Origin of the sequence: Paraburkholderia sp. RL17-337-BIB-A (assembly GCF_046025895.1) — a bacterium.
Taxonomy (GTDB): Bacteria; Pseudomonadota; Gammaproteobacteria; order Burkholderiales; family Burkholderiaceae; genus Paraburkholderia; species Paraburkholderia fungorum_C.
In genome coordinates, this window is the sequence record NZ_JARESY010000001.1 from 2719361 (window position 1) to 2740928 (window position 21568).

Genomic DNA, 21568 nt, shown 5'->3' on the forward strand with positions numbered 1-21568 from the left:
CCAGCGGAGCAACGAACAATATGAACGACTCTTACCTGAACTTCGTCAATTCGCCGTTCGGCGCGCGCCTCGCGCGCTCGCTAGGCTTACCGAGGCCCGAGGTACTGCGCCGCTATCGCGCCGACCAGCCTGAGTTCGGCGGCCTGATCGCGATCGGCGCGGGCCGCGAACCGTATCTGCTCGACGCGCTCGCGAATCTCGTCAACAGCATCGGCGTGACCAGCGTGGCACACGAAAGCGCCGGGCTGTGGGTGCCGCTTGCGAATCGCCATGGTCTGATGACAGGCCGTTTCGAACCGGCGGAGTCCGGTTCGCATGGCAAGCTCACCGCGCTGCTGTTCGATGCGAGCGGTATCGAGGACAGCAGCCAGCTCGAACCGCTGCATGGCTTCTTCCACGACACCTTGCGCTCGCTCGGCAAGTGCGGCCGCATCATCGTGCTGGGGCGTCCGCCGGAAACCTGCGCGACGCCACGCCAATGGACCGCGCAGCGCGCGCTCGAAGGCCTGACGCGTTCGCTCGGCAAGGAAGCGCGACGCGGCATTACTGCGAATCTGGTCTACGTGGAACAGGGCGCCGAGAACGGCATTGAGGCGACGTTGCGATTTTTTCTATCGCCGCGCTCCGCGTATGTGTCGGGCCAGGTGGTGCGCATCGGCGTGCGCGCCGGTGCCGACGCCTTGCCGGCGTTCGACTGGAACCAGCCGCTGGCGGGCCGGCGTGCGGTGGTCACCGGCGCGGCGCGCGGCATCGGCGCTTCGATTGCGAGCGTGCTCGCCGCTGAAGGCGCGCACGTCATCGGCATCGACATCCCGTCGGCCCGCGACGCGCTCGATGCGACGATGCGCCAGTTGAACGGCACCACCCTCGCCTTCGACATCGCCGCGCCCGAAGCGCCCGCGCAGATCGCCGCGGCGCTCGACGAACAAGGTGTGGATATCGTCGTGCACAACGCGGGCATCACCAGGGACAAGACCATCGCAAAGATGACCGATGCCGCGTGGCAAAGCGTGATCGACATCAACCTGTCCGCGCAGGAACGGATCGACGACGCCCTGCTCGCGGCCGGCATCTTGCGCGACGGCGGCCGCATCATCGGCGTGTCGTCGATCAGCGGCATGGCCGGCAATCTCGGCCAGACCAATTACGCCACCTCGAAAGCCGGTGTGATCGGCCGGGTGCAAAGCATGGCACCGTATCTGCGTGCACGCAGCATCACCATCAACGCGGTCGCGCCCGGCTTCATCGAAACGCAGATGACCGCGAAGATTCCGCTGACCATCCGCGAAGCCGGGCGCCGGATGAATTCGATGAGCCAGGGCGGCCAGCCGGTGGATGTCGCTCAGACCATCGGGTGGCTCGCGCATCCGGGATCGGCGGGCGTCAGCGGCCAGGTGGTGCGCGTGTGCGGGCAAAGCCTGATTGGAGCGTGAGTATGGGTGAGCCGGGTGAGCCGTTCCGCAGTGGTCACGCAGCGAGCGCGGGCCGTCCGAAGACTGTCGTCATCGAGCAGTTGCCCGCGCCGGCGAAGCTGTACGCGCGCGCGTTGTCCGGCATCGTCAAACGCGGGCGCGATACACACCTGCCGCCGTTGCGCCTGGTGCGCCCCGCCGTGGTGCTCGACCCCGGAGCGATTTCGCGTTATTCGCGGGTCTGCGGCTTCATTCCCGAACACGGCGTGCCGCTCACGTATCCGCATCTGCTCGCCTTCCCGCTGCATCTTCTGATGCTGACCGACCCGGCGTTTCCGTGGCCGGCGCTCGGCCTCGTGCATCTGGCAAACCATGTGCGGCTGCGTCGTCCGCTCGCCTACAGGGACCTGTTGCGCGTCGAGGTGGAGTTCGGCGCGCTGCTGCGGCACGACAAGGGCCAGGCGTTCGTACTGCATACCCGCATGTACCGGCGCGGCGAAGCGGTCTGGGACGGCGAAAGCGTCTATCTGAAACGCGGCGTGCCGGCGACCGGCAGTCCGCTCGATCCGCTGGAGCTCGGGAGAGACCTGCTGCAGCGCATCTCGCGCTGGCAGCTGCCGCCGCAACTGGGCCGCGACTACGCGCGCGTGTCCGGCGACTACAACCCGATTCACCTGAGCACGCTATCCGCGAAAGCATTCGGCTTTCCGCGCGCCATTGCGCATGGCATGTGGACGCTGGCGCGCGCCGCCGCCGCGCTGCAACCGCCGAAACCGCTCGCCGAGGCCGCGCTCTCCGCCGAATTCAAGCTGCCGATGTTGCTGCCGGGCGAAGCGTCGCTGTGGAGCGCGTCGCCTTCGCTGATCGAGCGCGACCTCGAGGTACGCGATATCACCGGAGAAAAACCGCATTTGCGCGGGCGCATGCAGTGGAGGCTGCTGTGAGGCGCGCGCGTGCTTTCGTTATCGCCTGGAATGGGAGCCGTCTGCCAATCGTTGTTGAGCCAGAACGAAGACAAACGCGAAGCCGAATGTAAAAGACACATTGATCACCATTCGCACCGTTCATTGATAAGGTCAATGAGAAGGTCAATGAGAGGTCAATAAGCAGATCAATAACCAGGGATCGACCCAAAGGAGCCGAGCATGTCCAACCCGCTGCCCGCCGTGCGCCGCGTCGCCATCATCGGCGGCAACCGGATTCCGTTTGCCCGCTCGAACACCGCCTACGCGACCGCGTCGAACCAGGACATGCTGACTTTCACGCTGCAAGGCCTGATCGACCGCTACAACCTGCATGGCGAACGCCTGGGCGAAGTGGCGGCCGGCGCCGTCATCAAGCATTCGCGCGATTTCAACCTGACGCGCGAATCCGTGCTGTCCACCACAGTCGCCCGGGAAACGCCCGCCTACGATGTGCAGCAGGCCTGCGGCACCGGGTTGGAAGCGGCCATTCTGGTCGCCAACAAGATCGCGCTCGGGCAGATCGAAGTGGGCATCGCGGGCGGTGTCGATACGACATCCGATGCGCCTATCGGCGTCAACGAGCGCATGCGCAAGATCCTGCTCGAAGCAAATCGCGGCAAGAGCACCGGCCAACGTGTCGGTGCGCTGACCAAACTGCGGCCCGGCATGTTTTTCAAACCGCTGTTGCCGCGCAACGGCGAACCGCGTACCGGACTTTCAATGGGCGAGCATTGCGAACTGATGGCCAAGCGCTGGAACATCTCGCGTGAAGCGCAGGACGTGCTGGCTTACGACAGTCACCGCAAGCTCAGCGAGGCGTATGCGCGCGGCTTCGTCAACGATCTGATGACGCCATACCGTGGCCTTGCGCGCGACAACAATCTGCGCGCCGACCTGACGCTCGAAAAACTCGCCGGTTTGAAGCCGGCATTCGATCGCGACGCGGGCACGCTGACTGCGGGCAATTCGACGCCACTGACGGATGGCGCTTCCGCCGTGTTGCTCGCGAGCGATGCCTGGGCCGCCAGACACGGTTTGCCGGTGCTGGCGTATCTGAGCTGGTCCGAAACCGCCGCCGTCGACTTTTTCGACAAGAAAGAAGGCCTGCTGATGGCGCCCGCCTACGCCGTGCCGCGTATGCTGGCCCGCGCGGGGCTCACGTTGCAGGACTTCGATCTGTACGAGATTCACGAAGCCTTCGCCGCGCAAGTGTTGTGCACGCTCGCGGCGTGGCAGGATGACGAGTATTGCCGCACGCAGCTCGGAATGAATGGGCCGCTCGGCGCGATCGATCGGGCAAAATTGAATGTGAACGGCAGCTCGCTCGCCACTGGCCATCCGTTTGCCGCCACGGGCGGCCGCATCGTCGCCGGACTCGCGAAAATGCTCGCGCAACTCGGCAAACCGCCCGGCACCGCGCGCGGGCTGATCTCGATCTGCGCGGCGGGCGGCCAGGGCGTGGTGGCGATTCTCGAACGCTGACTGCCTGCAAGACCAGCACACAACCATACGAAGCCACGGCTTCAGGAGAGGACCAATGACCCAGCCCACGCAAACCCCGCTCTCGCCCGCCGCCGGATCCACACCGCCCGCGAATGAAGCGGGCCAGGCGCCCGCTCAGACGCCTGGTCAAGCGCCTGAGCGGGCTATAACTCAGACGCCCAGGACCGACGGCATCTGGTATGCGTCCTATCCGGCCGACGTACCGCACGAAATCGACGTCAACCGGTACGAATCCATCGTGCAGTTCTTCGACGAATGCATCGCGCAGTTTCGCGAACGCGTCGCGTATGTCAGCGTCGGCGCGAACCTGACGTATGGCGAACTCGGCCGTAAAGCGACCGCATTTGCCGCGTATCTGCAAAGCATCGGCGTGAAGCCCGGCGAGCGCGTCGCGATCATGCTGCCGAATACGTTCCAGTATCCTGTGTCGCTGTTTGGCGTGCTGAAGGCGGGCGGCGTGGTGGTCAACGTGAATCCGCTCTACACGGTGCGCGAGCTCGCGCATCAACTGAAGGACAGCGGCGCGCAAACCATCATCGTGTTCGAGAACTTCGCGAAGACCGTTGAAGATGCGTTGCCGGGCACCAAGGTGCAGAACGTCATCGTGACCGGGCTCGGCGATCTGCTCGCCGATGGTCTGAATCTGAAGGGACGTCTGCTCAATTTCATGCTGCGCCATGTGAAGAAGATGGTGCCGGAATATAACCTGCCGAAAGCCGTGCCGCTGCTCGAAGCGCTCTCGATCGGCTACACGCGGCCCTTGACGCCCGTGCGCCCCACTCACAACGACATTGCCTTCCTGCAGTACACCGGCGGCACCACTGGCGTAGCCAAAGGCGCGATGCTCACGCACAGAAACATCATCGCCAACCTGTTGCAGGCGAAGGCGTGGTCCGAGGGCCAACTGAGCGGCGACATCGAAACGGTGCTTACGCCGCTGCCGCTGTACCACATCTATTCGCTGACCGTGAACGCGCTGATCTTCATGGGACTCGGCGGACGCAACATCCTGATCGCCAATCCACGCGACATGAAGCGCGTGATGATGATCATCCGGCACGAGAAATTCACCGGCATGACGGCGGTGAACACGCTCTACAACGCGTTCCTCGACAACGAGGAGTTCTGCAAGCGCGACTTCTCTGACCTGAAGCTCGCCATGGCGGGTGGCATGGCCACGCAGAAGTCGGTCGCGGATCGTTTCAAGGCGGTCACCGGCAAACCGATCATCGAAGGCTACGGGCTGACCGAGTGCTCGCCGATCGTGTCGATGAATCCGGTGGACCTGACCCATCTGCGCGACTTCGAAGGCTCGATCGGTTTGCCCGCGCCGTCCACACAAGTGCGCTTCAGGAAAGACGACGGCACGTGGGCGAACATCGGCGAAGCCGGCGAACTGTGCGTGAAGGGTCCACAGGTGATGAAAGGCTACTGGAATCGTCCGGACGAAACCGCCAAGGTGATCGACGACGATGGCTGGCTCGCCACCGGCGACATCGGCGTGATGGATTCGCGTGGCTTCATCCGCCTGATCGACCGAAAGAAGGACATGATCCTGGTGTCGGGCTTCAACGTCTATCCGAACGAAATCGAAGACGTGATCGCAGCGCTTCCGGACGTGCGCGAAGTCGCAGCAATCGGAGTGCCCGACGCGGCGCAAGGCGAACGGGTAAAAGTATTCATCGTCAAGCGCAATCCGGCGCTGAGCGCCGAACAGGTGATCGCCCACTGCCGCAAGAACCTCACGGGGTATAAGGTGCCGAAGCTCGTCGAGTTCCGCGATGAGTTGCCGCAAACCAACGTCGGCAAGATTCTGCGCCGCGCGCTGCGCGACGAGGAACTCGCGAAGCAAAAACCTGCCTGACAGGCAGGGCGCTCGACACCATGCCTTGCGCCATCCTTTCGGAGAGCTTCATGAAGCACAGCATGTCCGCACGCTTGGGTAGCTTGGGTAGCTTGGGTAGCTTGGGTAGCTTGTGCCGCTTGAGCCGCTTGTGCCGCTTGAGCCGCTTGCCCCGGTTGAGCGGCTCAAACCGCTCGCCGGCCTTCATGCGTCTCGCCCGTTTTTCGCCGGAGACTGCAACGTTGAGCGCGTCCCTGACAGCTTCATTGCGGGCGATTTCATCGCGCGGACTTCTTATCGGCGCGCTGGTAGCCAGCGTCGCGGCGACGGCAACGCCAGCGGCTTTCGCGCAAAACGACGACACACCGCCCGCACTCGACACCGCGAGCGCCGTCAAGGCGCCTACCACGCCGTCCTCGCAGGTCGGCAAGCTCACGCTGGATCAGCAGGTCAAATGGTTGCGCGCCGCGCAACAAAGCGGCGCAATGGAGAAGCTCGACGACGCGCAACTGGTCGCGCTGTTCCAGTCGCTCGATCCGCTTGCTTTGCCGCGTTACATCAAGGAGGGGCCGAACGGTTTTCCATCGTACGAGTTCACCATGGCACGCTCGGAACGCATTCACGGCCAGTGGCCCGACAAGCCCGATCACATGCTGGGGCGCATCGCGCACGACCCGCTGCGGATCTACCTGAAGTGGCTGCCCGATGGCGCGCATGCCGGTCAGGAAATCATCTACGACGAGTCCAAACGCACCGACGAAATGTATGGCCACCTCGGCGGCATCATGAATGTGATGCCGCTGTGGACCTCGCTGAACGGCGCCCTTGCCCGCGCGCAATCGAACCATCAGGTGCGCGATCTCGGTACCGAGTACATTGCCAATCAATACCTTTCCGAAGGCAGGAAATATATCGAAGCCGGCTTGCCGCGCTCGACCCAGGTGGAAGTCCAAACGATCGACGGGGTGCGCGTAGTCACCTTCACCTTCGAAACGCCGACCGGCCAGCCGCAGTTCTACGCGAAGAAAGAAACGCTCGGGCTGGATCTGCGGCATCCGTATTTCCGCACCGTCGAGTCTTATGACAATGACGGCAGGATCTTCGAGAAGATCGTCTTCGAAAGCATCACGCCGAAAACGTTCGACGACTCGACCTTCGATCCAAAGAACAAGGCTTATAAGTTCTAGCGCACAAGGCGCGGCGTCAGCGCGAAGGCGACATGCGCGACCTGCGCGCCCGGCCCCGTGCCCTGCTCGTGGCTGTGTTCGACCATACGGCCTACGCGGGTGGCTAGCTCTCTGAGCACGAAGTAATCGGATACGCGTGTGAGGCCGATCAGCGACGCCGGCGCTTGTGCGGGCGTCTGTCTGAGACGCGGCGCAAGCGTGCTGTACCAGAGCACGCCGATGTCGTCGCCGGTTTCGAAGGCTGGCAGCTTCATACTGGCGACGTAGTCGGAAAATGCCGGGCCGCCCGCAAGCGTGGAGTCGATCACGGCGAGCGTGTCGCGGCGAGCGGCTGCCTGCGCGAGCCACGGCCACGCCCCACCTGCGGCGGTCGAAAGCCATGCGCTGGTTATGACGAAAGTGCGTCGGTCCATGGGTTCATCACGTCATTAGATGATGCGCGGCATTCGGGTCACGCGCCCTCACGTATAACCCCGCCGGTCGCGCCACGCTGCCGGCCAGATCCCCTGCTTGCCCGGCGCGAGAATACCGTTCGGGTCGAGCGCGTCCTTGATCGTTTCCGAGAGCCGCAGCAATGCGCCGTCGTTGAAACTGTACTGCGCCGCGGCGAAATCCATATACGCGAGATGCGCGCGATATTCACCGTAACCCGCCGCGCGCGCATCGCTCATCAGCGAACGGAGTAAAGCGCCGGCCTGTTCGACCTGATTGGCGTCGTCGCGATCGAAGATCGCCGCGAAGATGTGATGCAGATGACGCACGCCCGCCGTAAAACCGCCGTAGTAATCGAACCCGTATTCCGCCGCGCGCGCCTTCACCATCGTATATTGGCGCTGCGCGTCGCGGCCGGTCGCCGGGCACAGCGGCGCGAAGTCCACATGCGCGCCCGCGCCGCCGCGCCAGTCGAGCATGCGAAACGCGCTCATCGCCGGGATGCCGGCCAGGTTGCGATCGCCGCCCGCTGTGGGTTGCGCATCACCCGTATAACGCGCCGCCGAAAGTTTCGCCTTCGGCACACGCGCGAAAGCGCGCTGCACGATCGCGTAGCGTGCGTCGATCAATTCAGGCGTGCCATATAGCGCGAAATGCAGATTCCAGCGGCCGACGTTCAGCTTGTCGAGCATTGCCGCCACCGCGCTTTCGGGCATCGCGCCTTTGCCTTCGTACCACTGCCGACGTGCCGACAATCCCGCAGCCCGGCGCAAACCGCCTTCGATCACCGCGTGATTGCGGATCGTTTCATCGAGCCGCAACGGTCGCAAGATATCGACGATCGTTTCGAGATCCTCTTCATGCTGAAACTGGATTTCGCCCAGCAGATAGGCAGGCGGCGCAGGCATCAACCACACGCCGAGCTTGGTGACGATGCCGTAATTCGACTGCATGAACATCGCATCGAACGAAGGCCCGTAACCCGGCTGATAGAGCTGCCACGCAGTGCCGATTTCGATAGCGCCCATTCCGGTGCGCAGCACGTCGCCGTTGGCGAGCACCACTTCCATGCCACACTGCGTCGCGGCATGATCGCCATACGCGGTGTAGCCGAAGCCACGCTCGAGCGTATTGCCGACTACGCTGCCCCACCCCGCCGCGGGCGGATCGACCCAGAGCTTGTAGCCTTTCTCACGCAGATGCGCGTACAGATCGAAGTAACTGACGCCTGGTTCGACCAGCGCGTAGGCGAGCGTCTCGTTCACTTCGATGATGCGGTTCATCCGTTGCAGATCCAGCACCACTGAACCCGGCAGCCGCGGCGCGGCCCCGCCGTACGCGAAGTTGCGTCCGGTCGAGACCGTCCACAACGGAATCCGAAATTGATTGGCAATCCGCAACACCGCGCGAATCTCGTCGACGGAAGCGGGCAGCAGCGCGGCGGACGCGGAAAACGCTGCACGCTCGCCGGGCGCGAACGGATCCAGGTACGCAGCGAGCCCCGCGGCCGACGTCACCACCTGCGGCTCACCGACAACTGCGCGCCAGCCGGCGAGCGCGTGGTCGAAATCGGCGGCGGAAACTTTCGGCGGCAAGCTGCGTGTCAAAGCTGCTCCTTTATGGCTGCTGGCAAGCTGCGTGTCAAGTTCGTTCCTCTACGGCTGCGGGCAAGCTGCGTATCAAGATCGCTTCTCTACGGCTGCGGGCAAGCTGCGTGTCAAGATCGCTTCTCTACGGCTGCGGGCAAGCTGCGTATCAAGATCGCTTCTCTACGGCTGCGGGCAAGCTGCGTATCAAGGTCGCTTCTCTACGGCACAGACAAGAGCGGCGGCAAGCTAGCGGCGCATTCCACCGCCACCGCCGCCGTGCGACATGCCGCCCCATGTATGCATCGACGTACCATGCCAGCCGCCGCGCCCACCCATTCCATACGATCCGTGCCCATAGCGCACATGATCCATGTGATGAAAGTGATGAAAACGGTCGACGAAGACAACCGACACGCCGGCACCGAAAAACACCGGCGGCCCCCAGTACCATGGATCGTAGTAGTAGATGGGCGCCGGTGCCAGGGCTAGCGCTGCGGCATCGTCGTCGACGATCTGCCAGCTGCCGTCCGGCTGCAGGCAAGCGCGGCCGCCGATCTGCTGCATGACGCCGTCGATTTCCGCCTCACCCACGACAAAGCGGCACGTCGAGGCGTCGATCAACGGCGCATTCGCGTCCGATTGCGCCTCGACCGGCGCCGCACAGCCGGCGCACAGGCATAGACACGCTACGCCGGAATACAGCCCGATGCCGAACTGATGAAAAGTAAGCATGATTTTGCTGCCTCGACGCGCCGGCGTTGCGACCTGCAAAAAGCGGGTCGACACCGTGAAGACCCCGTCGGTTTGCCTCGCACGAGACCATCTCGTCCGGCGCGCATGCCCGGCCGGACAACATGATCCTGCGACGAGTAAACGAAGCGCCGCGCGACGCTATTCCGAAGGCCACCCGCGAGCGCGATGCGTTTCTGTTACCGCGTGTTGCAGCCGGCCCGGTGGCCGTCGCCTGGCATGTCTAAGTGCCTCTGCGGCTTCTGCGGCTTCTGCGGCTTCTGCGGCTTCTGCGGCTTCTGCGGCTTCTGCGGCTTCTGCGGCTTCTGCGGCTTCTGCGGCTTCTGCGGCTTCTGCGGCTTCTGCGGCTTCTGCGGCTTCTGCGGCTTCTCGGGCTTCTGCGGCTTCTCGGGCTTCCGCGGCTTCTCGGGCTTCTCGGCTTATCCGCCCTGCCGTACTCGCCGTGCCGTCAGCGCTCCTGCCACGTCTCCGGTTTGCCGCCGAGCGCGCTGCACACGTCGACAGCAATCGAGCGCAGCTTGCCTTCCGCAATCGGCCCGGACAACGCGTAACCCATGCGGTCGCTAACCCAGTAGAAGGTGCGGCGGTTGCCGTCGCGGAACAGGCGGAACGCGGTTTCGTCGCGCGAAATGCCAGTGATATACAGCGTGAGGCGCGCGCCGCTGCGATTCTCGTACATGAACTGCGCGGCCGGCCCCGCCTCCCCGGGCAACAAACGCCCCCCCACCAGCGAGTACCCGTATTCCTGCAACGACGGCACCGACAACGGCCGGTTCAAGCGCTTGGACAGCCAGTTGATCAGATGCTCTTCCTCGCTCGCGGCGACTTCCACGGGATGACGCTGTTCGGGCGTGTACACCGCGTAGGCGATGTCGGCGCGCTCGGCAAAGCTCGGCGGCTGGCCGCCCAGACCGTTCCACGCGCCGCCCGTCAGGCGCGGCGCGAGCGGCCCCAACGCAAGCGCGAGGCCCGCGCCGAGCGCAAGCCAGCACGCCGCGAGGCCCATGCGTTGCCACGCCGGCGCCGGCCGCCGCACCACGATGAAGGCCGGCTCATCCGCGTCGCTCTGCCCGGCGCTCCCGCTGCGCTCGTTGCGCTGTGGCGCGCCACACAGCGCCTGCAGCCCCGCTTTCTGCGCGCGCCACGCGGCCACTCTCGCGGCAGCCTGCGGCTGGTGTGCCAGTTGCGTCTCGATCGCCGCGCGCTCCGCGGGCGTCAACTCGTCGTCGACGAACGCCGACAGCACTCGCAGATCGAGCCCCTCAGGCAAGCTGGTATCGTGGTCGTTATTCATCACGGATTTCTCACTACTTTCAGCGGCGGGACTTTACGCGCCAGTCCCCCAGCGCCCCCTTCAACCGGCCCTTCGGTCATCAGCACCCGCATGTGTTCGCGCGCGCGCGACAGCCGCGACATCACCGTGCCGATCGGCACGCCGAGCGCCTTCGACGCTTCCTGATAAGACAACTCCTCCACGCAAATGAGCAGCAGTACTTCCCGTTGTTCGACGGGCAAACAATACAGCGCGCGCTGAAGATCGCGCAGCATCAGACCGTCGACCTCGCCGTGCGGCGCTTCGAGATTGCGCCACGGCGCGCTTTCCTCGTCGACGGCGATCTCGCGGCGGCCGCGCAACTGATCGATGTAAAGGTGCCGCAGGATCGTGAGGAGCCACGCGCGCAGGTTGCTGTTCGGACGAAACGCCGCCCAACGCGCGAGCGCGCGCTCCGCCGTATCTTGCACGAGATCGTCGGCCCAGGCGCGGTCGCCCGTCAGTGCGCGCGCATAGCGGCGCAACTGCGGAAGCAACGAAATGACTTCTGCTTCGAAATTCACCCGGCGTGGCAACGCTCAGTAGCCGCCGCTGCTGCTGCCACCGCTGGTGCTCGACGCGCCGCTGTCGGTCCCGGAGGTGCAGCCGCTCATTGCGAACGAGCCCAACGCGAGCGCCAGCAGCACGAACGCGGCGGAAAGAATGCGGGATACTTTCATGGTGAGTCTCCTGATGAGCGCCCGGCCCGTTCATGCGGACCGGGAGGGCCGACCGGCCACGTGCGATATGCAGCGCTGCCATGTCTGACTTAACGTGAGCAGGCCGGGATTTATTCCACGCACGCGCCGGTATGCGCTATCTTTTTCCGCCATTCGCACCGCGAGCGCCCGAACGTGGCCGAAGAAAGCGCAATTCGTCCGCAGATTCGTAACTCAACGTTACAGTCAAAAGTTATCAGATGCTTATGTCCGCGCAAGCCGTTATAGTGGACGCAGTTTGTCCGCTGACGCGTTCCACCTCCACACAGGGTAGAATCGCGGCGAACCACCGTCTTCCTAACCTGAATTGTCCATGGCTTCCGCAGAATCGCATCCGCAAAACGACTTCATGAACGCTGCGCGCAAAGAACGAAAGCGCGTCGAGATCTACCTTGTCAACGGCATTCGCCTGACAGGGTGCATCGAGTCGTTCGATCAGTATCTGGTGATGCTGCGCACGCCTGTCGGCCTGCAAGGCATCTACAAGCGCGCGATCTCGACGATCCAGCTCGACACCGGCACACGTCCGGCGCCGCGCGCCGGGCGGCCTTCGCACGGCGAACACACCACGCGTGGCCCGCACGGTTCGCGTGAACCGCGCGACCACCGTGAGCCGCGCGAACCGCGTGAACCGCGCGAGTCGTATGGCGCGCCGGCCTCGGATCGCCCTGCGTCCGATCGTAGCGGCAGCACGTCCGACGGGCCGGTGGTCGTCACGCGCCGTCGGCGTCTGTTCGGCACGGGTGGTGGCGACGGTGGCAACCATGGTGGCGGCAATCATGGCGGCAATGGTGGCACCGGCGGTGGCAGCAGCGGCGGCAACGAATAAACCGCCGCCGCAGCGGCCGGCTACTCCGACGGGTGGCCGAGTCGCTGCAGAATCTTCTCCAGTCGCATCACCTGCAAGTCCGTCAGCTCGAATCCACATTTGACCGCCAGCACGCGGCGCCGCCAGTACACGGCGTCCAGCATGCGCAGCGCTGGTTGCCGTGTCGCCCAATCCAGATGTTCCAGTTCGGCTTCCACTACGTGGGAGGCAGTGAAGCGCTGCGCGCGGGCAGGGGTTTTTTGGTCCATGTCGGTGGTGCCTTGTTGTTCTTCGGTGGTTTTGTTTTGTTTTGTTTGGTCCTCTCCTCTCCCGGGCTGGACGTTGCCGGTTCACGGCTTCCTGTCGGCTTTGCCAGCGGGGCTGCCGATCTGCGCATGCTGTTTATTTTTTCTGGCGACACTCCGAAGACGACTTTATGCGGGGTGGTTTTAATTTTTGTTTTTTGTTGATGGGTTTCTGATCTGGATTTTGGGGTTTTGCGATTTGGGTCTTGGCTCTGAAGGAAATGCTTACGGCGTGAGAGCCCAAGCCGTTCGGCCAATGCTCAGGTCGCCCGCTTTGCGCTATGCTGGACTGTCAGCTTTCTTCTAACGGAGCATGTCATGACCAAGCAGAAGCATCAGGCACCCCAGGATAAACAAGCGGCGCAGGCCGCCCAGTCCGCCCAGTCCGCAGAAAGCCGGCTCGATGAGGCTCTCGAAGAAAGCTTTCCCGCCAGTGATCCCATCGCCGTCGATATGACTGAACCCTCCCACTCGACACCAGAAGCGGAGCCTTCAGAGGCGAAGAAGCCGCATTAAGTCTTGGGGCTGGGTTTTTTGCCTCGTGTGGTGACTTTTTTTTGGGCTGGTTGCGCGCGGCGTTGGCCTTTACTTGTTTTCTTAGTGGTCTATTAGCGTTGCCCCTGTGCGGGGCGGCACCTACTTTTCTTTGCCGGCCGCAAAGAAAAGATAGGCAAAAGAAAGCGGCTCACACCGCCAGCCCATAAGCGGGTCCCCCGCACAGTCGCAGCAGTGGTGCATCTGGAATCCGTGTTCTCGCACATTCAGCGCCAGTGACAACGCGCTCATCAGCTCCCACTCCGCACTACGTGCTTCGCGGATGGGTATGCCAAGGAAACCAGCAGGCATAAAGGGCGCCCCCCTCAGGCAGCAACGTGGCTTCCCACAGGCTTTGTATTGCGGGCTTTTGTGCCACAGGCTTTGTACCGCTGGGCTTGTACCGCTCGGCTTGTGCCGCTGGGCTTTGTGCCGCTGCGCTTTGTGCCGCTGGGTTTTGTGCCGCGAGGTCCTGTACTGCGAGGCTTTACGCAGTGCGACTTGGCTTCGTGTCGCCGGGAGAAGTGACTTGCATTACTACAACGACTCGTACGGTCAGTGGGTCGGGCGGCACTTTTAGAGCCGCTCCGCCCATCCATCTTCCGTCCATCGCGCTCAATGCAACGGCAGGCCAGTTTCCAGTTGACGCTGCAGTTCGCGGACCTGGCGTTGCGCGGCGCGCAACTGGTCCTGGGCGGCAGCCTTCTGCTGCGCCAGCGCCGTGGCCTCGGCACGGGTCTGTTGCTGCTGATTCGCAACAATGGTCTGCTGCTGATGCGCAACGTCCAGGTCGGCCTGCAAGCGGTTGGCTCGGTCCTGCGACAATGCAATCATCCGATCCGTGAACGCCTTCTGCGCTTCCAACTGCGTGCGGCGTATCTCGACGTCCGACAGTTGCACCGTCTGACGCACAAAATCCTTGTAGATCATGTCGGCACGCGCAGCGTCCTGCGTCTTGATGACGCGCCAGAAGTTCTTCTGCTGGAACAACGCCACGTAGTAGGTCATCTCCTTGCCGTAAAACAGCAAGCTCGCACCGTAGCTGCCGTTGTACGTCGTGCGCAATTCGCTCAGATCCGAGCCGTGAATCATCTGCTGCAATTCCGCAACATTGCCCGCGGCAGACTGCTTCGCTTCGTCCGGCGTCAATGCGCCCGTCTGCGTTTGTCCTGACTGTCCAGCCACTGTATTGGCCGGCAAAGCCGTCGTCGTGCCCGGCTGGGAAACGACACCAGCGTTCGACCCGTTATCCGGCAGAGTCTGCGCATTCACGCCCTGCACGGCCCCCATCGCGACGATTGCAGCCAGGGCAATCTGCCGTAGTTTCGACTTTCGGTCCATGTAAATCCTGCTTGAACAGATTTTGTTTTAGTACAACCATCTCATTATTACTCACTTTCGCGTGTTTCGGGCTCTTCGTCAAAAATTTGGTACTTGCGCATCTTCTCCCACAAAACCTTCCGGCTGATGCCCAGATAGAGCGCCGTATCCTGGCGGCGCCAACCGTTTGCGTCGAGCGCGGCCAGCACGCGGTTGCGTTCGGCCATGTCCCATTTGCTGCGATCCACCAGCACCTCGGCCGCGCTTTCGGCCGGCACCGGCTGGCTGGTGCGAGCCAGCGCGAGCAGCCGCTGCAGGCGCACAGCGTCCCACGCACCGATCTGCCGTACCGTCACGCCGATCCGCTCGGCCAGGTTGCGCAGTTCGCGCACATTGCCGGGGAAGTAGGTGTCGGCCACCGCGTCGGCGAGCCAGTACGGCAGGTCCGGCAAAACCGCAAGCCGCTCGCTGCCGACGATCTGCGCAATGAATGCCTTGAAGATCGCAATCTTGTCGACAGCGCCCCGCTCTTCCAGTGACGGAATCTTCAACTCGATCACCGCAAGCCGATAGTAAAGATCGGCGCGGAAGGCGCCCTCTTTCACCAGTTGCGGCAGATGCTTGTTGGTCGCCGCCACCAACCTGAAGTCCAGCTTCACGGGCGTCGCCGAGCCGATTCGCGTGACCGCGCTGTCTTCCAGCACGCGCAGCAGCTTGACCTGCTGGTAGAGCGGCAGATCGCCAATTTCGTCGAGGAACAGCGTGCCGCCGTCGGCCTGCTCGAAGTAACCTTTGTGCGCCACCACCGCGCCGGTGAACGAGCCTTTCGAGTGGCCGAAGAACAGGGATTCGAACAGACCGTCCGGAATCGCACCGCAGTTCACCGCGACGAACGGCCCCTGGCCGTAGCGAGTATGTTTTTCGTGCAGCAGTTGCGCGATGCGCTCCTTGCCGACACCGGTTTCGCCATGCACCAGCACGCTCGTGTCGCAGTCGGCAAACGTGTCGACTTCGTGCAGCAACGCCTGCATGCACTCCGAGTTGGCGATCATCGCGTCCGACTCGTGCGTCTTGGCGCTGTGCGCGCGCAGTTGCAACACCAGCTTCATGACCATGCCGCGCAATTCGGCGCAGGTGAAGTCGAGCGGCAGGATATGCGAATAGTCGGACGGGTAAGTCTTCGGGTCATGGTCACGCGGCGCGGCGCCTACCCACACGACGGGAATGCCGTGCGCGGCCTGCCAGTCGCGCATGAGCAGCGCGCCGCTGTCGATCACCGAGACGCTGATGATCGCAAGCGATGGCCGCAGCGCGGTCCGTTCAGGCGAGATCGCGATATCGTCCGCGCGGATCACTTCGACATCGAAGCTCGCCATGCAGCGCGCGACCCGGTCGACGATGTCGGCCTTGCCCTCCCAGACGTAGATATCGAGTTCCTCGATTTTGGTGGTCGTTCTCATTGGATGTTATTGAACCAATTGAGCTTCGCCGCATTGCAGCGAGATGGCATGGACTGTGGCGATACCGATCTGCACGCCAAGCAATTGCAGTAACGGCACGATGAGTGTGTCGAACGAGGTCAGCAGCGGCTGCAACAACGTGGTCGTGAGGCCCGTGAGCACGGTCGTAATCGGCGCCAGCACGGTATTGAGGATCGCGCTCAAGTTCATCCCCAGGAAGGATCCGAACGGGCCACCCAGCGCCGCGGATAATACCGGCTTCAGCAGGCTCCCCAGATCAAGGGTAGACAGCGGATAGGTCTGAGTGCCCAGCGTCGCATACAAAGCTGCCGACTGCGGTGAAAGCGCGGTAATGAGCTGTCCGAGCAAATCGCCGGCCTGCGCCCCGATCTGATTCGAGTTGGCCTGCCCACTCGTAGGCTGGAATGCGTTGAGGCTCCCGACACCTTCGAATGTCAGGGATTGCGAAGCGGGCGGCTGCACACTTAATGAAAACCCTTGCGTCGGCGTGCCGCTGCCATTCGGTGCGCTGCCAATCGACAAGGAAACGGTCGCAAGAGCGGGTGGCAGCAGCGGCCCCAACACCGGTATCGATCCCAACGCGAGCGTGAGGATACTGGCAGGCTGTTGATACGTAGGACCATGCATATAGTTTAGATAGTCCTGCGTGGAAGTACTCGCCATCAAAGTCTTCACGTCATTGCTGATAATGGCGTGGGCAATACCGGGCGAAACTGAAACGTTCATATTGGTCAACTCCGGGGTCGAGCCGCATTGGGTCGACACCAGCGGCGCCGTCGCCTGAAAACCCTCCACGTAGAGCGGCAATTCGAACGTCAACGGAGCCCCCCCCAGAATCGACGACAACGCCGGCGGCAACACACTTACGTACAGGTCGGCGAACAGGGCGATATCGGCCGTATGAGCCTGCGTTCGCCAATTTCCATTTGCATCCTGCCCAGCCTCGCCGATCACGATCTGGGGAGGCGTGCCCACTACCAACTTGACCTTGGTCCCCTTCCCCGCCGGCAGCAGACGGATACCCGACGACAATCGGCCCGTGCTCCCTGTAAACGCCGCCGTCAAATCGATCTGCGACGTCCCGTTCGCGAGGGCCACGGATGTCAGCAGATCGAGCGCATTTACATACGTCGACGCCGCACTGTCCGGGTTGGCGAGCGTGACGCCCAGGATCGTGCTGATGGCGATCTTTGTCGAACCGGATACGCCCACGGCGATCTTCCCCAAGGCGGTACCGGCCGACACGCCGGCATCCGTGCCGCTGTTGGACAGGACCGTCGCCATGGCGTTGAGAAGATCCGCGGCCGTCACGGAGGCGCCGAGCAAGGTATTAACGGAGACCGCCGTGATATCGCCCTGCGCGTTGAGTTGCTTCGTCAGATCGAGAAGCTTGATCTGACCGCCCAGGATACTGGTGTAGTCGCCTATCTGCAGATTGACTGATGTGCCCAGCGTCTGCGTCAGCAAGGCATTGAGCACCCCGCCCTGCAACTGCGCCGCCTGGGTCGACAGCGAAAAAGACGCAATATTGGTGGCCTTGGCGATCGCCGTCGCATCCAGAGTGCGGCTTGGACCGACGAATAATGTCGGCACATTTCTGGACACCGTGACCTGCACGGCATTCTGCGGAACGTTCGTTGCGACCGCGCTTGCAAAGTACGGTGGTGCGGCTGTCATCGCAGGATCCCAGCGGCCGCAAACTACTGTGGGTGGATTAACGAATGCATTCGAAGCCGCGCTCGCATTCGCGGCGGCTTTCGCCGCCGAGCATCCGGGGGTATCGCCCGCTGGTGCGCCGGCGGACGGCGCGTTGATCGTCTGCGCGCCGGCAATCGCAGCGAGATCGGCGGTGCGCTGCAAGGTCCGACGGGCGAGGAACACGTTGCCGACATCCAGCGCGCCCAGCGCCGCAACCACCAGCGCCGCCGCGAAAATCGCGCCGATAATGCTGATGACGCCGCGCGAACGCGCCAGCGACCGTCGCCGCGAGCCTCGCTTGATCTTGCCGACGCTCATGTCAATTGGCTCCGCCACCCGGACCGCTCCCCTGCTGGGATTGCAGCGACGATGCAAAGAACGGTGGAATTTTGCTGTTGAACGAGTCCAGATAGCGCCGATAAGCCGCCGTCGCCTCCGCACCCAGCATGGGCTGAGGTTCACTCCCCGCTGCTCCGCTGCGCTGGAGCTGCAACCATGCGCTTGTCGCGTCGCCGATCTGCTGGACCGGTGGTTGAGCTGACTGTTGAGCTGGCTGTTGAGCCGCTTGCTGAGCGGCCGCCATATCGCTGCCGGCCAGCAACACGGCGCCGACCAGCGTGACATACATCAACTTCATCGCAATGTCCCCGTGCGCTTTCGTGGTCGACCGGCGCGCACCGACACCGGCACTCACGCCCCGTTCAGCATCTTCAGTTATCCGAACATCATTCATCGTCGTATCCATGGAAATATCACTTGCTACCTGCTGAGGGAGGGGCGATCGAGCAGGCGTCCCTGCAGTCCGTCCGCCAGTGACGTGTCACTGCGCGCCGGGTCTGAAGGCGACTGGCCATTTGTCATCGCTCCCGCCGACGTTGCCATCGCGGCCTGCGCGAGCGTCGCCGCCATACGCCGCTCGCGAACCGCCTTTCCGACCGCTTCGGCCTGCTTGCCAATCGCGGCTCGCACGTCGGACGAAAGGTCCAGTTGAACCATCGCCGCCTTCGCGTCCGCTACATGGCCGTCCACCAGCATCAGCAAGATGACGTTGCTCGCGATCTTGCGGCTTTGTTGATCCAGTTCCGCCGCCTTCATCAGCGGCACGCGCGCGCCTTCCACGTCGCCGCCGCGCAACCGTGCATAACCGAGGTCCGATAGCATGCCCGCGTCGGTCGGCACGAGCTGCGCGGCCTGCTGCAATTCCTGCGCGGCGCGGCCGAAATCGCCCTTCTCCCCCGCGAGCAAGCCGATGCCCCAATAGCCGCGCGCCGCCAGCGGCGTTTGCAGCAGCTTCGCGTAGGCATCGCTCGCGGCGGCCGGCTGATCGGTCATGCGCAGCGCATCCGCGCGCAGCAGGATCGTGTCGGGCGTCACGCCGTATTGCTTTTCGTACGCGTCGATATGCGCGAGCGAGGCGTAGTACAGGCCCTGCGATTGCATCTTGTCGATGAGCCCGAGATACATGCCCGGCGTATCCGGAGCGGGATCCCGATCGGCCTGCTGAATCAGCGCCTGGCGCTCCGCCTGCGGCCCGACGCCATAACCCGTTTCTTTCGACGCACAGGCGCCGAGCAACGCGATGACGGCCAGCGTCAGCGCCCAGCGCCCGCCTTGCCGGCAGCGCATCCCTTGACTCGCTGTCAGGAGGTATTTCATCGTCCAGTCCTCATCGCCGTGCCGATTCGAGCGAGTGCAAAACGGACAACACGCCCGGCCCTGCCGTCACGATCATCAACGCCGGCAGCAGCGTCAGAATCATCACGCCCGTCATTTTTACGGTGAGCCGGCCGATCCTTTCGCGCAGCGCCGCGCGTCGCGTTTCGCGCAGCCGGTCGCCAAACTGCTTGAGCGGTTCCTGCACCGCGCCGCCGTGGCGGTCCACCTGGATCAGCAGGCGCACCACCGCCCGCAGATCCTCATTGCTATAGCTGGAGGCCAGCCGGTTCAGCGATTGCTCACGCGTGCGGCCCGTCGCGAACTGGCGCTGCGCAATTTCAAGCTCGCTCGACAGCACCGGCAGCACGCCGCGAAAATCGTTCACCATCACCTGCAAGCTCTGGTCGAGCGACAGGCCGACGCCTTGCAGCAGCCGTAGCAGATCGAGCAGCATCGGCAGTTCATCGACCACGCCGTGGCGACGCGCCGCCGCCCGGCGCGACAGCAGCACCTTCGGCAACATGAAACCGATAATCAGCGCGGCGACCACGAGCGCCATATAGCGCGGGCCGTTCAGATAGTCGCTTGCCAGCAGCACGGCCAACAGGCAGAGAACCAACGCGCCGGCAAGTCGCGCGATCAGGAAGAGTCCGCGCGTGCGCGCGTCGACAAAGCCACATTGCTCGAGCAAACGGCGATCTTCGTCGGCCACAATCTGGCGGCCAAATGGCGTGTCGAGCCAGCGAATACCCGCGTGCGCTAAGTGTTCAAGCAGCGCTTTCGTGCCTTGCGTACCTTTCGTGCCTTTCGAACGCTTCGGCCTCGGTGCATGTTGCCCAGCCGGCGCGGCATCCGCCTGACTCGTTGCCGCTGCGGCAGCCGTGAGCGCGGCGCTTTGCAGCGCGCGTTCGTCGAGCGCGTGTGCGAGTCTGCGTTCGCTGCGCCGGGCAGCCGCGAGGCGCGCGATCAACAGAGCGCCGATCAGGAGCGCGGCAAGCGCGGCGAGCGCGAGCGCAAGGGCGAGGAGGCGATCGGGACGCATGGTCAGCTCCGCAGCCGGGCAAGCCGGTACAGAAGATAGGCACCCACCAGCTGCAACGCGAATGCCAGATAAACGAACAGCCGGCCGGTCGGGTCATACCACATCGAACCGAAATAGCCCGGATTCGACACGATCAGGAAGCCCGCGATACTGACCGGCAATAGACCCAATACCCACGACGACAACCTTGTTTCCGCGGACATCGCGACCAGTTCCCGTTCAGCCTGTTCGAGGTCGCGCATGAACGACGACATCCGGTCGAGCATCACATCGGCACGTCCGCCGTATTTGACGGACAGCCGTAGCACCGCGCCCACCAGTTCGAGCTCGCCAACACCGTACAGCACGGCGACATGCGACAGCGCGCGGTCGATCTCGACGCCGGTACGCAGCATCCGCGATACCTGATCGAGGCATTCACGCAACGGCGCCTCGGTGGTTTGCAACGACGCCTGAAAAGCCGCCGGCACGCTATTGCCGAGCGTGATCAGACGCACAATGCCGTCGAGAAACAAGGGCACTTGCCGCACGATCTGCTGGCGGCGCTTTTGGGCACGCATCGACAGCAGGAAGTAGCCGAACACCGCGCACGCGCACAACGTCCCGCCGGCTGCGAGAAGACCGCCCCGGCTGGCGGCAAGGCACATTAACGCCACCACGAGCGCCGCGATCAGATAAAGCGGCCCGCGTGCGTTTGCGAGACCCGCTCTGCCCAGCAGGTTGCCGAATGCAAACCCCAGCCGCGCTTTCAGATAGTGCAAGCGCGCACCGAGGCTCGCCCCCGCTTGCGGCGCTTGCGGCGCTTGCGGCGCCGGGCGCGCAACACGCGCCGCCTGGCCGCTCACCTGTGCCGCCGGCACGCCCGGCGTTGCCGTGGCCATGCGGCTGTCGATGAAACGTTCGGTGCTGACCTGTCCGCTGCGCCGCGCGCCACGCTGCAAGACCAGCAGCGCGCCCGCCGCGCACAGCAGCGCGAGGGCGGCAAAGATCAGCGGCGCGCTAGACATGGACG

General features: G+C 63.6%; 22 protein-coding genes. 8 read left to right on the forward strand and 14 right to left on the reverse strand.

All coding sequences use genetic code 11. The annotated features are described in order from the left end of the window. The first annotated feature begins 20 nt into the window (after positions 1 to 20). The 5 genes from P0D84_RS12255 to P0D84_RS12275 all read left to right on the forward strand — a co-directional run bounded on the left by P0D84_RS12255 (position 21) and on the right by P0D84_RS12275 (position 6910). Entirely contained in the window at positions 21 to 1433 is a 1413-nt protein-coding gene (locus tag P0D84_RS12255; protein WP_408336673.1) for a 3-oxoacyl-ACP reductase, read from the forward strand. 2 nt (positions 1434 to 1435) lie between these two features. Then, entirely contained in the window at positions 1436 to 2356 is a 921-nt protein-coding gene (locus tag P0D84_RS12260; protein ID WP_408336676.1) for a MaoC/PaaZ C-terminal domain-containing protein, read from the forward strand. A gap of 201 nt (positions 2357 to 2557) precedes the next feature. After that, on the forward strand, positions 2558 to 3859 hold the full coding sequence (locus P0D84_RS12265; RefSeq protein ID WP_408336679.1) for an acetyl-CoA C-acetyltransferase: 1302 nt from the start codon (positions 2558 to 2560) through the stop codon (positions 3857 to 3859). Between the two features lie 55 nt (positions 3860 to 3914). Then, positions 3915 to 5744: an AMP-binding protein gene (locus P0D84_RS12270; protein WP_408336682.1), complete on the forward strand. Its 1830-nt coding sequence runs from the start codon at positions 3915 to 3917 to the stop codon at positions 5742 to 5744. Positions 5745 to 5929: 185 nt separating this feature from the next. After that, the gene (locus tag P0D84_RS12275) at positions 5930 to 6910 is read left to right on the forward strand and encodes a DUF1571 domain-containing protein (protein WP_408339806.1); all 981 of its coding nucleotides are present in this window, start codon (positions 5930 to 5932) and stop codon (positions 6908 to 6910) included. Here P0D84_RS12275 and P0D84_RS12280 read toward each other — a convergent pair. From P0D84_RS12280 to P0D84_RS12305, 6 genes are all read right to left on the reverse strand, one after another. Next, entirely contained in the window at positions 6907 to 7323 is a 417-nt protein-coding gene (locus P0D84_RS12280) for a hypothetical protein (protein ID WP_408336685.1), read from the reverse strand. The two genes, P0D84_RS12275 and P0D84_RS12280, sit on opposite strands and share 4 nt — an antisense overlap. A gap of 48 nt (positions 7324 to 7371) precedes the next feature. Further along, positions 7372 to 8949 carry an FAD-binding oxidoreductase gene (locus P0D84_RS12285; protein WP_408336688.1) on the reverse strand — a complete coding sequence of 526 codons (1578 nt, stop codon included), beginning with the start codon at positions 8947 to 8949 and terminating at the stop codon, positions 7372 to 7374. A 228-nt stretch (positions 8950 to 9177) separates the two neighbouring features. Further along, positions 9178 to 9663: a hypothetical protein gene (locus tag P0D84_RS12290; RefSeq protein WP_408336690.1), complete on the reverse strand. Its 486-nt coding sequence runs from the start codon at positions 9661 to 9663 to the stop codon at positions 9178 to 9180. 466 nt (positions 9664 to 10129) lie between these two features. Next, entirely contained in the window at positions 10130 to 10975 is an 846-nt protein-coding gene (locus P0D84_RS12295) for an anti-sigma factor (protein ID WP_408336692.1), read from the reverse strand. Continuing rightward, a complete protein-coding gene (locus tag P0D84_RS12300; protein WP_408336694.1) occupies positions 10975 to 11517 on the reverse strand; it encodes a sigma-70 family RNA polymerase sigma factor in 543 nt (180 codons plus the stop codon). Before P0D84_RS12300 ends, P0D84_RS12295 begins: the two co-directional genes overlap by 1 nt. 15 nt (positions 11518 to 11532) lie before the next feature. Continuing rightward, positions 11533 to 11673, reverse strand: coding sequence for a hypothetical protein (locus P0D84_RS12305; RefSeq protein WP_408336696.1), 141 nt, complete (start codon positions 11671 to 11673; stop codon positions 11533 to 11535). Between the two features lie 352 nt (positions 11674 to 12025). On the opposite strand from P0D84_RS12305, the gene hfq reads away from it, so the two are divergent. Next, complete coding sequence (gene hfq, locus P0D84_RS12310; protein ID WP_408336698.1) at positions 12026 to 12541, forward strand: RNA chaperone Hfq; 516 nt, start codon at positions 12026 to 12028, stop codon at positions 12539 to 12541. A 20-nt stretch (positions 12542 to 12561) separates the two neighbouring features. On the opposite strand, the gene P0D84_RS12315 is transcribed toward hfq, so the two are convergent. After that, a complete protein-coding gene (locus tag P0D84_RS12315; RefSeq protein WP_408336700.1) occupies positions 12562 to 12789 on the reverse strand; it encodes a hypothetical protein in 228 nt (75 codons plus the stop codon). Between the two features lie 12 nt (positions 12790 to 12801). On the opposite strand from P0D84_RS12315, the gene P0D84_RS12320 reads away from it, so the two are divergent. Both P0D84_RS12320 and P0D84_RS12325 read left to right on the forward strand, forming a co-directional pair. Further along, positions 12802 to 12990, forward strand: coding sequence for a hypothetical protein (locus P0D84_RS12320; protein WP_408336702.1), 189 nt, complete (start codon positions 12802 to 12804; stop codon positions 12988 to 12990). A 153-nt stretch (positions 12991 to 13143) separates the two neighbouring features. Then, the gene (locus tag P0D84_RS12325) at positions 13144 to 13341 is read left to right on the forward strand and encodes a hypothetical protein (protein WP_408336704.1); all 198 of its coding nucleotides are present in this window, start codon (positions 13144 to 13146) and stop codon (positions 13339 to 13341) included. 633 nt (positions 13342 to 13974) lie between these two features. Here P0D84_RS12325 and P0D84_RS12330 read toward each other — a convergent pair. From P0D84_RS12330 to P0D84_RS12360, 7 genes are all read right to left on the reverse strand, one after another. Beyond that, complete coding sequence (locus P0D84_RS12330) at positions 13975 to 14700, reverse strand: DUF2968 domain-containing protein (protein WP_408336706.1); 726 nt, start codon at positions 14698 to 14700, stop codon at positions 13975 to 13977. 47 nt (positions 14701 to 14747) lie between these two features. Then, the gene (locus P0D84_RS12335) at positions 14748 to 16139 is read right to left on the reverse strand and encodes a sigma 54-interacting transcriptional regulator (RefSeq protein WP_408336708.1); all 1392 of its coding nucleotides are present in this window, start codon (positions 16137 to 16139) and stop codon (positions 14748 to 14750) included. Positions 16140 to 16145: 6 nt separating this feature from the next. Further along, a complete protein-coding gene (locus P0D84_RS12340) occupies positions 16146 to 18176 on the reverse strand; it encodes a TadG family pilus assembly protein (protein ID WP_408336710.1) in 2031 nt (676 codons plus the stop codon). A 1-nt stretch (position 18177) separates the two neighbouring features. Next, entirely contained in the window at positions 18178 to 18495 is a 318-nt protein-coding gene (locus P0D84_RS12345; RefSeq protein WP_408336712.1) for a DUF3613 domain-containing protein, read from the reverse strand. Positions 18496 to 18617: 122 nt separating this feature from the next. Then, a complete protein-coding gene (locus P0D84_RS12350) occupies positions 18618 to 19484 on the reverse strand; it encodes a tetratricopeptide repeat protein (protein ID WP_408339808.1) in 867 nt (288 codons plus the stop codon). A 40-nt stretch (positions 19485 to 19524) separates the two neighbouring features. Then, a complete protein-coding gene (locus P0D84_RS12355) occupies positions 19525 to 20556 on the reverse strand; it encodes a type II secretion system F family protein (protein ID WP_408336714.1) in 1032 nt (343 codons plus the stop codon). A 2-nt stretch (positions 20557 to 20558) separates the two neighbouring features. Then, the gene (locus tag P0D84_RS12360) at positions 20559 to 21563 is read right to left on the reverse strand and encodes a type II secretion system F family protein (RefSeq protein ID WP_408336716.1); all 1005 of its coding nucleotides are present in this window, start codon (positions 21561 to 21563) and stop codon (positions 20559 to 20561) included. Positions 21564 to 21568 lie beyond the last annotated feature (5 nt).

What these genes read in the sequence shown, in the direction of transcription:
- P0D84_RS12330 (WP_408336706.1), bottom strand. Translation starts at nt 14,700, where the DNA reads ATGGACCGAAAGTCGAAACTACGGCAGATTGCCCTGGCTGCAATCGTC.
- hfq (WP_408336698.1), top strand. Translation starts at nt 12,026, where the DNA reads ATGGCTTCCGCAGAATCGCATCCGCAAAACGACTTCATGAACGCTGCG.
- P0D84_RS12315 (WP_408336700.1), bottom strand. Translation starts at nt 12,789, where the DNA reads ATGGACCAAAAAACCCCTGCCCGCGCGCAGCGCTTCACTGCCTCCCAC.
- P0D84_RS12325 (WP_408336704.1), top strand. Translation starts at nt 13,144, where the DNA reads ATGACCAAGCAGAAGCATCAGGCACCCCAGGATAAACAAGCGGCGCAG.
- P0D84_RS12290 (WP_408336690.1), bottom strand. Translation starts at nt 9,663, where the DNA reads ATGCTTACTTTTCATCAGTTCGGCATCGGGCTGTATTCCGGCGTAGCG.
- P0D84_RS12355 (WP_408336714.1), bottom strand. Translation starts at nt 20,556, where the DNA reads ATGCGTCCCGATCGCCTCCTCGCCCTTGCGCTCGCGCTCGCCGCGCTT.
- P0D84_RS12345 (WP_408336712.1), bottom strand. Translation starts at nt 18,495, where the DNA reads ATGAAGTTGATGTATGTCACGCTGGTCGGCGCCGTGTTGCTGGCCGGC.
- P0D84_RS12350 (WP_408339808.1), bottom strand. Translation starts at nt 19,484, where the DNA reads ATGCGCTGCCGGCAAGGCGGGCGCTGGGCGCTGACGCTGGCCGTCATC.
- P0D84_RS12295 (WP_408336692.1), bottom strand. Translation starts at nt 10,975, where the DNA reads ATGAATAACGACCACGATACCAGCTTGCCTGAGGGGCTCGATCTGCGA.
- P0D84_RS12340 (WP_408336710.1), bottom strand. Translation starts at nt 18,176, where the DNA reads ATGAGCGTCGGCAAGATCAAGCGAGGCTCGCGGCGACGGTCGCTGGCG.
- P0D84_RS12265 (WP_408336679.1), top strand. Translation starts at nt 2,558, where the DNA reads ATGTCCAACCCGCTGCCCGCCGTGCGCCGCGTCGCCATCATCGGCGGC.
- P0D84_RS12275 (WP_408339806.1), top strand. Translation starts at nt 5,930, where the DNA reads ATGCGTCTCGCCCGTTTTTCGCCGGAGACTGCAACGTTGAGCGCGTCC.
- P0D84_RS12360 (WP_408336716.1), bottom strand. Translation starts at nt 21,563, where the DNA reads ATGTCTAGCGCGCCGCTGATCTTTGCCGCCCTCGCGCTGCTGTGCGCG.
- P0D84_RS12305 (WP_408336696.1), bottom strand. Translation starts at nt 11,673, where the DNA reads ATGAAAGTATCCCGCATTCTTTCCGCCGCGTTCGTGCTGCTGGCGCTC.
- P0D84_RS12335 (WP_408336708.1), bottom strand. Translation starts at nt 16,139, where the DNA reads ATGAGAACGACCACCAAAATCGAGGAACTCGATATCTACGTCTGGGAG.
- P0D84_RS12255 (WP_408336673.1), top strand. Translation starts at nt 21, where the DNA reads ATGAACGACTCTTACCTGAACTTCGTCAATTCGCCGTTCGGCGCGCGC.
- P0D84_RS12280 (WP_408336685.1), bottom strand. Translation starts at nt 7,323, where the DNA reads ATGGACCGACGCACTTTCGTCATAACCAGCGCATGGCTTTCGACCGCC.
- P0D84_RS12270 (WP_408336682.1), top strand. Translation starts at nt 3,915, where the DNA reads ATGACCCAGCCCACGCAAACCCCGCTCTCGCCCGCCGCCGGATCCACA.
- P0D84_RS12260 (WP_408336676.1), top strand. Translation starts at nt 1,436, where the DNA reads ATGGGTGAGCCGGGTGAGCCGTTCCGCAGTGGTCACGCAGCGAGCGCG.